We start from the raw sequence: 11,652 nt of genomic DNA on the forward strand, positions 1-11,652 counted from the left end.
TCATGAAAAAATATATAAAGATCATATTATCGGCCGCCTGCCTGTTTGCTGCAACAGGTTGCGATAAAGGATTCAGAGAGTTAAATGTCAATCCGAACAACACCACCAGTCTCGACCCGGTGTTTTTGTTTTCCAACGCGGAAGTTTTAACGTACGCGGCATTAATGGAAACTGAACCAACGGTTGTTCAGCAGTTTATTGATCCTTTTGGTGGGGTTACCTCAGCGTTTAACTTCAACGTATTAAATCAAACCTATACAGTGATGCGGTGGAATAACGCTTATCCAAACACCATAAAATTGCTTGAGCACATTTTGCCGGATTTAAAAGGCAACGCTTCCCGGACTAACTTGTACAACGAAACCAGGATATGGCGAGCTTATAATTATATGATGCTGGTTGATACTTACGGAGATGTGCCATACAGCCAGGCCGGCCAGGCTTACCTCAATTCTGCTTTTTTGCCTAAATACGATAAGCAACAGGATATTTATGCCGACTTGGTAAACGAACTGACAGCAGCCACCGCGGCGTTAGACCCTGCGAAGGATCTTGTTAAGGGAGATGTGTTTTTTGGCGGAGATATTCCTCAATGGAAGCGGCTTGGCTATTCATTGTTGCTTCGGATAGGGATGCGCTATTCTAAGTTAGATCCGGGCAAGGCAAAAACTATTGTTCAGGCAGCTGTTACCGGAGGGGTAATGCAATCTAACGCCGATAACTGTTACCTGAAATATAACAATACCTATCCTAACCTGGTTACCCAACAAATTCAACAGCTAACCAATACTTATTATTTGGCCGAGCCTTTTATAACGCAATTAAAATCCACGGGTGATCCAAGGCTGAAGTACATCTCGGCTATGTACGCCGACCCGGAAAAGCATTATCCCTCGCACCTGATACTGCTTCAGCCAACCAGTTTGGTTTGCCGATAGGCTATGATAGCGGTACATTGCCAACAGCACCGGGCTTTCGCGGGTGAGTGGCTCTGGCTTTAAGTATTCGCAGGTGAACTATAGTGTATTTGGTAAAATAACCGCGCCGCAATTCTTTGTAACATATGCTCAAACGCAGCTATTACTGGCTGAGGCAGCTTTTAGGGGATATATAGCAGGTACGGCAAGTACTTATTATAACAACGGCGTAAAGGCGGCCATGGATCAATTTACCAGCTACGACGCTACTGCTGTCATCAGCAGCGATGCACAAAACGCCTATTTAAATAACCCGGCAATTGCATATTCTGACGCCAATGCCCTGAAACTGATCAATACACAATACTGGATAACTTCGTTTGGAAACGGCGCAGAGACATGGGCTAATTTCAGGAGGAGTGGGTACCCTGCATTAGCGCCCAATACCTACCCGGGCAGGCAAATCAAAGGCAACTTTGTACGCAGGTACACCTACCCGCAAACAGAAGCGGCTATTAATGCCGATAACTACAGAGCGGCGGTGGCCAGCATGGGTGCGGATGACCTGGATACACCTGTGTTTTGGGATAAATAAATTATCCCTGACTAATTACACTTCACTACCCCGGTGGCATTTGGCGCCGGGGTATCATTAAGGGGCTGCTAAATCTTGTAGGTTGCTGAAGTAACTGTTTACTCACGAGTGTTCAACTTTTAAAAGTGTGAACAGTTGATATTTTTTCAAAATAAATTACCATTGATAATCAATGATTTAAGATTTAATTAAAATCTAATAAATCGCAATCTGAACAGATTGTTATTGATAGTCAATTAGTTGTGAAATTGTATTTTAATTGATTGAACACCCGTTTTTTAAAAATTGAACACTGACAAGATATTGTCATTAATTCCCCGCTGATGCAATTGCGCTTGCGTAACTACGGGTTCCCAAATCCGTAGTTCGATTTTTTAACTAAGCGTTTAATGTCTTTGATCCATATTTTGCGGCCGTCGGTTTCCAGTACGCCTTCCTCTTTAAATTCTTTTAACAAGCGGATCACATTTTCCTGCGCGATCCCTGCCATGCCGGCCAGGTCCATTCTTGAGATATTGAGAATAACATCTTTTTCACCTGATCCGTCCCCTTTAAATTTTTCTCTCAAAATGATCAGCGAAATAGCGAGGCGTTCAGATGCTGTTCTCTGAGAGATCACGGAAATACTATTGGCCAATACACTAAATTCATGGCTCAATGATTTCAATAAGCGCCGCATGAAAAGCGGCGATCTGTCCAGAATGGTTAAAAAATCCTCTTTAGGGATAAAACTGATCAGGCAGTCTTCCAATGCAGCCGCAGAATCAGGGCTCCGCTCTTCCGCCAAAATCGCGTGATACCCTATTAATTCCCCTTTATTAGCTACATATATGATCTGCTCCCGGCCATTCCGGTCAACTTTGTATTTTTTTATTTTTCCCTGGTGAATAAAATAGATACCGGAAGGTACAACGCCTTCTTTGAAGATGATTTCTCCTTTTTGATATTTCTGCGCGCCTTGCCGGGAGATTAAAAAGTTATAATCTTCTTCGGAAAGTGTATTAAGAACAGATTGTGTTGTGAATTCCCACTTATCAATTGGAAAAATTCCGGATAAACTCATATTACAAATATATAAATTTAATGAAGCCGATGTTATTGGCTGGTATGCCCGGTATGACCGGAGAAACCCGTACAGCATGTACAGGCGCGGGCTTGCTGTCTAAAACTGATAAATATCAGTTTGTTTGCTGATGTCATACCATATCAAGCCTGTATTAGTAATTATAGCTTTGTATTAATGGTAAGAACATCAAGATCATGGGCAATGCTCCATGCAAAATGCCCGCGCTGCCGCAGGGGTAATATGTTCGAAGGAGCAACATACCGTTTTGGTTCCAACAAGATCAACTTGAATTGCCCGCATTGTCAGATGATCTTCGAGATAGAGCCCGGCTATTTTTATGCGGCGATGTATATCAGCTACGCTATGAATGTAGCAGAGGGAGGCATCTTGTGGGCCGCCACTTTCCTGATAACCCAAAATAACGATTCGCCATGGTTATATCTCAGTACCATTCTCGGTGGTTTGTTCTTGCTTGCACCTTTGAATTTTAGGTATTCCCGCGTAATATTGCTTTACTGGTTATCTCCCAAGGTACATTATCATCCCGAACTTGATATTGAAATGCCGGTGGACGGGAATAAATTTAAATGGTTTCAATAATGAACAAGATGATGAATTTGTTCAGGCCCAAGCTGATTGACACCCTTAAAGGTTACACCCCTGCACAATTTTATAAGGATGTTGTTGCCGGAATAATTGTAGGTGTTGTTGCTTTGCCCCTGGCCATAGCTTTTGCAATTGCTTCGGGCGTATCCCCGAAAAAGGAATTTTTACGGCTATCATTGCGGGGGTAATTATATCCGCGTTGGGAGGCAGCAAGGTACAGATAGGAGGACCCACAGGCGCATTTATCGTTGTGGTTTATGGATCGTTCAGCAGTTCGGTGTCAGCGGGTTGGTTATTGCCACATTTATTGCCGGAATCATTTTGATCATTATGGGGTAGCTAAATTAGGTAATACTATTAAATACATTCCCTATCCGCTGGTCATTGGTTTTACTACCGGGATCGCCGTCATCATTTTTTCTTCAGAAGTTAAAGACTTTTTAGGGTTGAAAATGGGAAATGTCCCTGCTGATTTTATCAGTAAATGGATCGGCTATAGCCGACACCTGTCTTCGCTGAACCTTTATGCCTTGTTTATCGGGGTTTTTACCTTACTGGTTGTTTTGCTGTGGCCCAGGGTAACCCGGAAAGTTCCCGGTTCGCTGATCGCAATTGTCATAAGCACACTGCTTGTCCGGTATTTCCATCTTCCGGTAGAAACTATTGGCAGCCGTTTTGGAGTGATCACTGCTGCTTTACCGCACCCGGTCATGCCAGATGTAAGCCTGGAAACCATTAGGCAGTTGATCCGGCCTGCTTTTACCATCGCTTTGCTGTGCAGTATTGAGTCTTTATTATCAGCCGTTGTGGCAGATGGCATGACCGGAGGAAATCATCGGTCCAATACAGAGCTCATTGCACAGGGAGTGGCCAATATCTGTTCATCTGTGTTAGGGGGCATTCCGGCCACAGGGGCAATAGCAAGGACGGCTACCAATATTAAAAATGGCGGAAGTACACCCGTAGCTGGGATCATACATGCCATTGCCTTACTTCTTATTATGCTTTTTATAGGCCAATGGGCAGCGTTGATCCCCATGGCAACACTTGCAGGTATATTGGTGGTGGTAGCCTGGAATATGAGCGAACTGGAGAATTTTATAGACGTATTTAAGGGCTCAAAAAGTGATGCTTCCGTTTTGTTAATCACCTTTGGCCTCACCATCTTAGTAGACCTGACCGTAGCTATTGAAATTGGGATAATTCTTGCTGCTTTCCTTTTTATGCGCAAAATGATGCAGTCCAGTTCGGTACAGCAAACGATTTTGTCTCCGGATCAATTATCTGATGATGAATTTAACCAATCAGTTATCCCCAAAGGAGTCGACGTTTTTGAGATCAATGGTCCTTTGTTCTTTGGTGCGGCCTATAAATTTAAAGACACGATGAAGGTGCTGGAAAAACCCGCCCGGGTATTGATTATCCGGATGAGGAATGTACCCGTCATTGATGCAACCGGTATTAGGGTATTAAGGGATGTTCATCAGGAAATAAAAAAGAAAGGAACTAAACTTATCCTGTCGGAAGCAAACAGCGAACAGGTAACAGGAGCATTAAAAAAGACGCGTTTATTATTTCAAATCGGTAAAGGCAATGTCCGGGACACATTTGAAAAGGCATTAAAACGGGCAGATGAAGTTTTATCGGACACCGATCCCTCAAAAAAATCCTATGCAGGTTAATAAAGGCTTTGATCTGTTATAATCCTGTTATTAAATAGGATAACGCAAGGTCACCGCTCTGCTTATAGCCAGCACCAACCCCTGATCAAGAGGACGATCTTTATCCGGGTCTTTTTCGATCCATAGTTTATTTAAACTCAGAATAAAGGTGTAACTTTTAGCATCTAAAAGAATCTCAAGGGTATGGTTCTTTTTACTCGGGGCAGCGATGATATAATAAATAAAATCTTGCTGCTGATAAGTAACACGTAAGGGAAATCCGATCATATATTAAAAAGAATGATTTATCAGTCCGTTCTTGATAAAATAAACCAGGCCAAAGTTGACCAGGTTTATTTTCCCAAAACAGTTCTTAAACTATTATTTATTGTTTTTCTTTTCTGTTATTTCTTTACGGATATCTGTTGCCATAACTTTTAATTGCTGCATAGCATTTCTAACCCTGGTTCCTGCAGCTTTGTTGCCTTTTTCGTAAAAATTGAACATGTCTTTCTCTATGGCATCTATCAAATCTTTTGTCGCTTTAAATTTTTCCATTGTGTTTTGTGTTAAATAAATGATGTGTTGATTTTATTTTTTTAACCGGTAAGGTTAATATTCGGCTTAAAACCGTCAAAATGGTATCAACGCAGAGGATTAGTTACCTCCGATCTGTGCCAGGTATTGCTCTGCTGTCAACAGCGACTCGCGGTCCTCTGCTAAGCTCACCAGCACTTTGATCATCCAGCATCCGTAAGGGTCCTGGTTCACCAGTTCGGGTTTAGTTTCAAGCAAAGGATTAACCGCTATTACTTTACCATTTACCGGCATAAAAAGATCTGAGACTGTTTTTACCGCTTCAACTGTGCCAAATATGGCCTCTTTAGCAATGATCTTGTTCAGGCATGGGATATCAACATAAACGATATCACCTAATTCCTTTTGTGCAAAATCGGTAATACCGATCAATGCATGGTCCTGCTCGAAGCTGATCCATTCATGGTCTTTGGTATAAAATAAATGTTCGGGGTAATTCATGATTTTTATTTTTTATCGTTCAATTATTATTTAATAAATATTGCCGCGTTCATCAGCTTGATTTTGATGTTTTCTATGGCAAGGCTAACCACCGCCTTTACTTCTTGATCCACATTTTCAGCACCCGGCTATAGGAATTGTTCATTAATTGATAACTAACCGGAATCTGTTTTTCCGGTGCATGGAAAGTAACCAACCGGGTGCCGGCCGGTCTTTTGTTCAGCATTTCATAAATGAACAAGGTATAGTAATTATACAGATCAAACGAAGTATTGACACTATAATCGATCCGGATGCCTGGTTCTATGTTTTCATAAAAAGGATTGAAAAAATAAAAATGATCAAACAGGTCGTAGTCCAGGTTAGTGAGGTTACCATGCATAAACTGCACATTGGGTACACCTATCTGCGCTTTGGCTGATTCTGCATAATTGAACAACGCTTCCCGCTGCTCAATGCCGTAAAAGGTAGCCTCCGGATGATAAACGCCCGATGCGATGCAAAATTTGCCAACACCGCTGCCAATATCCAGGATTCTGGCCCCCGGGGCTGCAAGGAAATTGCTGGCTTCGAGCGAAATGTCCAGGCCAGTCCAGTGCATTTGTGATAGTTCCCGGATATGTATCGGATACAAAGTATCGAAAGCTGCGTCTTTGCGGAAATAAGAAATGCTTATTGTATCACTATACATAAAAAATGGAACTGTTTGTTATTCATGTGTTTAAGTTAAATCGTAATTAATCTTTGACCCACAACTGAAGTAAGGAATCATAAGCGAGATCTTTCATGCTGTAATCTATCGGAATAACTTCTCCGAAACTCTGATAGGTTACTACTCTGGTACCCGAAGGTTTATCATTCAGCATCGATTTTAAATACCGTGAATAATAAGCGTAGAGGCCGTAGGAAGTCTCTATATGATCATCAATAGCATTCTCCTGGTCTAAATTTTCAAAGAAAGAATTATAGAAATAGAAATGGTCAAATTGATGAAAGTTAACCTGGGTGATATTGGCATGTATGAAACTTACATTGTTAATATCCAGGTATCTTTGTGTGGTTTGGGCGTAATGCACCAGTTCATGCCGCTGTTCAACCCCGAAATAAAAAGAATCAGGATAAAAATGCGCCGCGGTTAAGCAGAATTTTCCTATGCCGCTACCAACATCCAGTACTTTGGCGCCTTTTACTGCTAAATATTCGGCGGCCTTTTTGGCGATGGCAATAGGCGTCCATTGTTTTTGTGATAACGACTGCAAATGCTCCGGGTAGAGCCAGTCAAATTCCGCATCATTGCGGAAAAAACAATCATTGGGATTTTTTTTCTTAAAAAGCGTCGTCGCGCGCTGCTGCTGTTCTTCGGAACGGGCGGGAAATGCTGAAAATGGATATTGTGTGGGCACATGCAAATATATCCGCCATTACAGGCCGCTTTACCTGCAAGAAATCAATGATAAAGATGATATTTATCAGTTTTAGGTAGCAGGGTTGGATAATTCAATTATAATGTATCATGACAAAACGGTTTTTATTGTTTTTTTTCCTGCAATGCTTATGGAGCCAGCAGGTTATATGGTAAGGCAGGAATGATCCGACCATAAACAAGTGCCTTAGCGACATTGTGGGCGAAGGCATCTTGTTCAGTTAAACCATATAGCCTGCCACCGGCAGCGGGGGCCATACAATTCGAAGCGCGAACCATAGGCGCCTGCCATCAGGATGGCTGCTTTCTGCAAGCACTTATCAAGTGTTTTAACGCCAACCCAGCCCGGGAGCTACATGCTCCAGGATCGAAGACAGCACATGCACATTGTAATCAACACCTAAGGTGTTAGGTATTGTCAAAAGTACCGTATCTGCTTCCTGGATGGCTTCATCTTTAGATAGTTCGGCGATCAGCCGGTCTGGTTCGGCGGCGTAACTTCTGCCGAAGACCGCCCGCTTGTCTGCCTCGATATAACCGAAGCTGTCTGCTCCTTTCCCTTGCTGGCCAAAATAAAGCCTGTCCTGGTCGTTTACCAATGCAAAAATAGAACGGCTTACTGACACCCTTGCATCGCGATCATGACCGGCCTTCTTCCACGCCTCTTTATACACCTTGATTTGCTCGGCCTGCTGTACATGGAAAGGTTTGCCGCTTTCATCGAACTTTAATGTGGAACTTTGCAGGTGCATTCCCTGTTCGGCTGCCCAAACGGCCGTGGCGTTCGAAGCGGCGCCCCACCAAATGCGTTCCCGCAGTCCTTTTGAGTAGGGCTCTAAACGTAACAAGCCCGGTGGATTTGGAAACATAGGGTAGGGGTTTGGCTCGGCGAACCCAACACCTTTTAACTTATCCAAAAAAGCCATCGCTTTTTTACGCCCCATATCCGCATCATTTTCGTCCTCAGCAGGCTCATATCCAAAATAACGCCAGCCCTCGATCACCTGTTCCGGAGAACCGCGGCTGATGCCCAACTGTAACCGCCCGCCCGAGATCAGATCGGAGGCACCGGCGTCTTCAACCATATAAAGCGGGTTCTCATACCGCATATCTATCACACCTGTACCGATCTCAATCCGACTTGTTTTTGCACCGATAGCCGATAGCAAAGGAAAGGGAGATGCCAGTTGAGATGCGAAATGATGGACGCGGAAATAAGCGCCGTCAAGGCCGATCTCTTCGGCAGCAACCGCCAGATCAATAGATTGCAGCAAGGTATCAGCCGCGGTACGCGTCTTATATGCAGGGTGATCGGACCAGTGTCCGAATGATAAAAAGCCAATTTTCTTCATACTAACAACAAATCTAAGGAATGAATCGCTGATTCGGCATCAGGGAAAAGTCAAGGTTTTAGTCTATGAACCGCGGGTTTTTATCCGCGCCCATTTTGGATTGAGCGTATTTTGCGGTTTATTTGTTCCAAAAAACAGCATGGAAATCATACAGGTACCGGAAGTTACACGTCACCATTCCCACATTTCGGCCGGTGAGATCACTTTCGTGGATTATCATGATAGGGGCAGCGCTTTCCGTACGCGCGTTTTTTTTAGCCGGTGCGCGGTCAGCTTTGTACAAAATGGTCAAAAACAGATCTATCGTGCCGCTGAAAATACTGTTCTTACCCCGGGTTACGGCATGTTGATACCTGAGGGCAATTCAATTATTGCCGAGCACAGCAATAATGCCGAGCCCTATGGTAGTGTAATTGTCTTTTTTCCGCGCAGTATCGGGCAGGAATTCGCGGTAAGCCGCTCCGGCAAGGGGGGAGCCAGCGCCGGCGATGCGCCGTATATTTATTTCAAGACCAACACTTATATCAATGAGTATGTGCGCAACATCAAATCCCTGATCGCCGGCAGGCAAAACCTTTCTTATGAAATGGCCTTACTCAAACTTACTGAGTTGCTAACCGCTTTGCATGAATTGGCGCCCGAACTTTTGACCAGCATGTTCTGCAACCCTGCAGATATATCTCTAAAGACTGTTGTTGAAAATAACCTGTTAAGCAGCCTTACACTCGATGAACTTGCCTTTTTGAGTAACCGGAGCATCTCGTCATTTAAGCGTGACTTCGAAAGAGATTACGGGGTAGCTCCTCAAAAATACATCCGGGAGCGGAAACTGGAAATGGCCTGTACTGAGCTGCTAAAAGGCAAGTTGGCCAGCGAGCTCTACCTGGACTACGGTTATCAGCACGTGTCTAATTTCAACACGGCTTTCAAAAGGAAATATGGCGTAACTCCGGCGAATTACCGCAAAACGCCATAATTTGAGCTTATCTCAATATATTCTGAACTTTCCGCAACAATTACCTTATGCAATACGCAGGCATATTTGAGGCATGAAAAAATTCATCCTCTTTTGCGTCTTTGCAATCAGTTATTACTGCTCTTCAGCACAGACATTCACCCTTAAAAGCGCAGACCTTGGCGGTCAGTTTACCAATGAATTTGTTGCCGGCAATTTTGGCTGCAACGGACAAAATCATTCGCCGCAGCTCGGCTGGTCAAATGCACCTGCAGGTACAAAAAGCTTCGCGATTACGATGTATGACGCTGATGCACCCACCGGGAGTGGGTTCTGGCATTGGGTGATTGTCAATATCCCCCCGATTGTTACAGAACTGAAACGTGGAGCAGGTGACCCAAAGGCCAGCGCGGCGCCGGCCGGTAGTTTGCAAAGCATTAACGACACGGGCGCTGCCGGCTACCAGGGGCCCTGCCCTGGTGAAGGAGAAGCACCGCATCGCTACATCATCACGGTTTACGCGTTGAATACAGATAAACTGGTTATTGCAACTGGCACGCCGGCTGCGTTATCAGGATACCTGCTTAACAAAGCAGCCCTGGCTAAAGCTTCCCTCGTGGTTTATTGCAAGCGATAACCTGGAAACACAGTAGATATGAAAACGATATATATTGCAGGAGCGGGCGTCATAGGCCGCACGCTCGCGGTTATATTAAAGCATGCCGGTAAGAATGTGCTGTTGATCCGCGGAACTGTTGATGGCTTGCCGGGCACATCTGAAAGGATCAGGGTTAACTTGCCCGACGGATCAGAAGTAAGTGAAAACATTGATGTAAAAACTTTCAGTCAAATAAAAACGATTGATGGTATCGTTGTCATTACCGCCAAATCATTTGCCAATAGCGCTTTAGCGGCGAAGTTAGCTTTGAAGGGAGTCCATTATCCTGTCGTCCTTTTGCAGAATGGTCTGAATGTGGAGCAGCCATTTATCATGCTTGGTTTTACGCAGTTATATCGTTGCGTGTTGTTTGTGACGGGCCAGTTTACCTCCGAAAACGTGGTACGGTTCAAACCGGTAGCAACCTGCCCGTTAGGGGTGATCAACGGCAATGAGGAAAGTCTGGCAGCAGTCGTATCAGAAATAAACAGCCCTGCATTTTCCTTTGAACCAGAATTAAACATCCAGGCAGTGATCTGGAAAAAAGTGATCGTCAACTGCGTGTTCAACTCTGTGTGCCCTTTGCTGAACATTGATAACGGTATTTTTCACCGTAATAATGAAACGCTGGCAATCGGAAAACAAATAATTAAAGAGTGTATCCAGGTGGCTAACGCTTGTGGCGTCTCCCTTCCGGAGGAAGAGGTAACCGAGACATTGCTTGCCATCAGCCGCTCATCCGATGGACAATTGATATCTACCCTGCAGGACATCAATGAACACCGCCCTACGGAAATCGCCACCCTCAACCTGGAAATCGCAAGGATAGCCAAAGAGCTGGGCATGGAAGATATGGTAAAAGAAACGCGCCTTTTAGGGGAACTGACAGCAATCAAATCAAGCTTAAGCCTGAATCGATAATTACCTTGCCTTATGCTTATCTATTATGCTGCAAACGGGGAGTAACTGATCCGGATAGTGTATTATTTTGCGTGGTTCAAGTGAGGGGCAAAATCTGCGGAGTTTTTGATGGTTGTCGTTTTCTTTGGTGAGGTACGCAAGGCAAGACAGCGGTTGATCGACCGGGTTTGCTCCAGAAGTGTTCGGAAGAAATAAAAAAAGCGAGGATTGTGCGATTCCCTCCCCTGGGAGGGTGTAGGGAGGGGTTTCATTCACAGACTTATTCGCCTGAAATGATGTATAAACCCCTCCCTGCCACCACGAAATCCAGCCGCACCCTCCCAGTGGAGGAATTAAAAATCTTCCGAACACTTCTGGGGTTTGCTCCGACAGACAGTTGGGGACGGTTACGGATACGCATTATATATCTTAGCAGGCTATTTGAAGAAATCGAATTATTATAACTTAGCGGTTACAATCG

At 44.2% G+C, this 11,652-nt stretch carries 14 protein-coding genes and 1 pseudogene; 8 read left to right on the forward strand and 7 right to left on the reverse strand.

Annotated elements, in window-relative coordinates:
* Positions 1 to 2 precede the first annotated feature (2 nt).
* A complete protein-coding gene (locus tag DIU38_RS34410; RefSeq protein ID WP_208809224.1) occupies positions 3 to 938 on the forward strand; it encodes a SusD/RagB family nutrient-binding outer membrane lipoprotein in 936 nt (311 codons plus the stop codon).
* Positions 939 to 1,011: 73 nt separating this feature from the next.
* Positions 1,012 to 1,512, forward strand: coding sequence for a SusD/RagB family nutrient-binding outer membrane lipoprotein (locus DIU38_RS34415; protein WP_208809225.1), 501 nt, complete (start codon positions 1,012 to 1,014; stop codon positions 1,510 to 1,512).
* 343 nt (positions 1,513 to 1,855) lie between these two features.
* Here DIU38_RS34415 and DIU38_RS08450 read toward each other — a convergent pair whose 3' ends face one another.
* Positions 1,856 to 2,575 carry a Crp/Fnr family transcriptional regulator gene (locus DIU38_RS08450; RefSeq protein ID WP_112653729.1) on the reverse strand — a complete coding sequence of 240 codons (720 nt, stop codon included), beginning with the start codon at positions 2,573 to 2,575 and terminating at the stop codon, positions 1,856 to 1,858.
* 243 nt (positions 2,576 to 2,818) lie between these two features.
* Here DIU38_RS08450 and DIU38_RS08455 point away from each other — a divergent pair, with 243 nt between their 5' ends.
* The 3 genes and pseudogenes from DIU38_RS08455 (at position 2,819) to DIU38_RS08460 (ending at position 4,866) form a co-directional block, all read left to right on the forward strand.
* Positions 2,819 to 3,178, forward strand: coding sequence for a DUF983 domain-containing protein (locus tag DIU38_RS08455; RefSeq protein ID WP_317132428.1), 360 nt, complete (start codon positions 2,819 to 2,821; stop codon positions 3,176 to 3,178).
* Between the two features lie 11 nt (positions 3,179 to 3,189).
* Positions 3,190 to 3,509 (forward strand): annotated as a pseudogene (locus tag DIU38_RS34835) (SulP family inorganic anion transporter).
* Positions 3,442 to 4,866: a SulP family inorganic anion transporter gene (locus tag DIU38_RS08460; protein WP_208809227.1), complete on the forward strand. Its 1,425-nt coding sequence runs from the start codon at positions 3,442 to 3,444 to the stop codon at positions 4,864 to 4,866. Before DIU38_RS34835 ends, DIU38_RS08460 begins: the two are co-directional and overlap by 68 nt.
* Positions 4,867 to 4,896: 30 nt before the next feature.
* On the opposite strand, the gene DIU38_RS08465 is transcribed toward DIU38_RS08460, so the two are convergent.
* From DIU38_RS08465 to DIU38_RS08490, 6 genes are all read right to left on the reverse strand, one after another.
* On the reverse strand, positions 4,897 to 5,133 hold the full coding sequence (locus tag DIU38_RS08465; RefSeq protein WP_091164133.1) for a hypothetical protein: 237 nt from the start codon (positions 5,131 to 5,133) through the stop codon (positions 4,897 to 4,899).
* A gap of 93 nt (positions 5,134 to 5,226) precedes the next feature.
* Complete coding sequence (locus tag DIU38_RS08470; RefSeq protein ID WP_112653727.1) at positions 5,227 to 5,403, reverse strand: histone H1; 177 nt, start codon at positions 5,401 to 5,403, stop codon at positions 5,227 to 5,229.
* Positions 5,404 to 5,502: 99 nt separating this feature from the next.
* Positions 5,503 to 5,883 carry a glycine cleavage system protein GcvH gene (gcvH, locus tag DIU38_RS08475; RefSeq protein ID WP_112653726.1) on the reverse strand — a complete coding sequence of 127 codons (381 nt, stop codon included), beginning with the start codon at positions 5,881 to 5,883 and terminating at the stop codon, positions 5,503 to 5,505.
* A gap of 97 nt (positions 5,884 to 5,980) precedes the next feature.
* Positions 5,981 to 6,574, reverse strand: coding sequence for a class I SAM-dependent methyltransferase (locus tag DIU38_RS08480; protein WP_112653725.1), 594 nt, complete (start codon positions 6,572 to 6,574; stop codon positions 5,981 to 5,983).
* 46 nt (positions 6,575 to 6,620) lie between these two features.
* Positions 6,621 to 7,286: a class I SAM-dependent methyltransferase gene (locus DIU38_RS08485; RefSeq protein ID WP_167516118.1), complete on the reverse strand. Its 666-nt coding sequence runs from the start codon at positions 7,284 to 7,286 to the stop codon at positions 6,621 to 6,623.
* 349 nt (positions 7,287 to 7,635) lie between these two features.
* The gene (locus DIU38_RS08490) at positions 7,636 to 8,658 is read right to left on the reverse strand and encodes an LLM class flavin-dependent oxidoreductase (protein ID WP_112653723.1); all 1,023 of its coding nucleotides are present in this window, start codon (positions 8,656 to 8,658) and stop codon (positions 7,636 to 7,638) included.
* 139 nt (positions 8,659 to 8,797) lie between these two features.
* Between DIU38_RS08490 and DIU38_RS08495 the strand changes: the two genes are divergently transcribed.
* The 3 genes from DIU38_RS08495 (at position 8,798) to DIU38_RS08505 (ending at position 11,192) form a co-directional block, all read left to right on the forward strand.
* The gene (locus DIU38_RS08495; RefSeq protein ID WP_112653722.1) at positions 8,798 to 9,634 is read left to right on the forward strand and encodes a helix-turn-helix domain-containing protein; all 837 of its coding nucleotides are present in this window, start codon (positions 8,798 to 8,800) and stop codon (positions 9,632 to 9,634) included.
* A 73-nt stretch (positions 9,635 to 9,707) separates the two neighbouring features.
* Positions 9,708 to 10,250: a YbhB/YbcL family Raf kinase inhibitor-like protein gene (locus tag DIU38_RS08500; protein WP_112653721.1), complete on the forward strand. Its 543-nt coding sequence runs from the start codon at positions 9,708 to 9,710 to the stop codon at positions 10,248 to 10,250.
* 18 nt (positions 10,251 to 10,268) lie between these two features.
* On the forward strand, positions 10,269 to 11,192 hold the full coding sequence (locus DIU38_RS08505; protein ID WP_112653720.1) for a ketopantoate reductase family protein: 924 nt from the start codon (positions 10,269 to 10,271) through the stop codon (positions 11,190 to 11,192).
* The last annotated feature ends 460 nt before the right edge of the window (positions 11,193 to 11,652 follow it).

The sequence above is a fragment of the Mucilaginibacter metallidurans genome (assembly GCF_003286435.2).
Taxonomy (GTDB): Bacteria; Bacteroidota; Bacteroidia; order Sphingobacteriales; family Sphingobacteriaceae; genus Mucilaginibacter; species Mucilaginibacter gossypii.

Coding starts and splice junctions, on each gene's coding strand:
- DIU38_RS34410 (WP_208809224.1), top strand. CDS start 3: ATGAAAAAATATATAAAGATCATATTATCGGCCGCCTGCCTGTTTGCT.
- DIU38_RS08450 (WP_112653729.1), bottom strand. CDS start 2,575: ATGAGTTTATCCGGAATTTTTCCAATTGATAAGTGGGAATTCACAACA.
- DIU38_RS08455 (WP_317132428.1), top strand. CDS start 2,819: ATGTTCGAAGGAGCAACATACCGTTTTGGTTCCAACAAGATCAACTTG.
- DIU38_RS08460 (WP_208809227.1), top strand. CDS start 3,442: ATGGATCGTTCAGCAGTTCGGTGTCAGCGGGTTGGTTATTGCCACATT.
- DIU38_RS08465 (WP_091164133.1), bottom strand. CDS start 5,133: ATGATCGGATTTCCCTTACGTGTTACTTATCAGCAGCAAGATTTTATT.
- DIU38_RS08470 (WP_112653727.1), bottom strand. CDS start 5,403: ATGGAAAAATTTAAAGCGACAAAAGATTTGATAGATGCCATAGAGAAA.
- gcvH (WP_112653726.1), bottom strand. CDS start 5,883: ATGAATTACCCCGAACATTTATTTTATACCAAAGACCATGAATGGATC.
- DIU38_RS08480 (WP_112653725.1), bottom strand. CDS start 6,574: ATGTATAGTGATACAATAAGCATTTCTTATTTCCGCAAAGACGCAGCT.
- DIU38_RS08490 (WP_112653723.1), bottom strand. CDS start 8,658: ATGAAGAAAATTGGCTTTTTATCATTCGGACACTGGTCCGATCACCCT.
- DIU38_RS08495 (WP_112653722.1), top strand. CDS start 8,798: ATGGAAATCATACAGGTACCGGAAGTTACACGTCACCATTCCCACATT.
- DIU38_RS08500 (WP_112653721.1), top strand. CDS start 9,708: ATGAAAAAATTCATCCTCTTTTGCGTCTTTGCAATCAGTTATTACTGC.
- DIU38_RS08505 (WP_112653720.1), top strand. CDS start 10,269: ATGAAAACGATATATATTGCAGGAGCGGGCGTCATAGGCCGCACGCTC.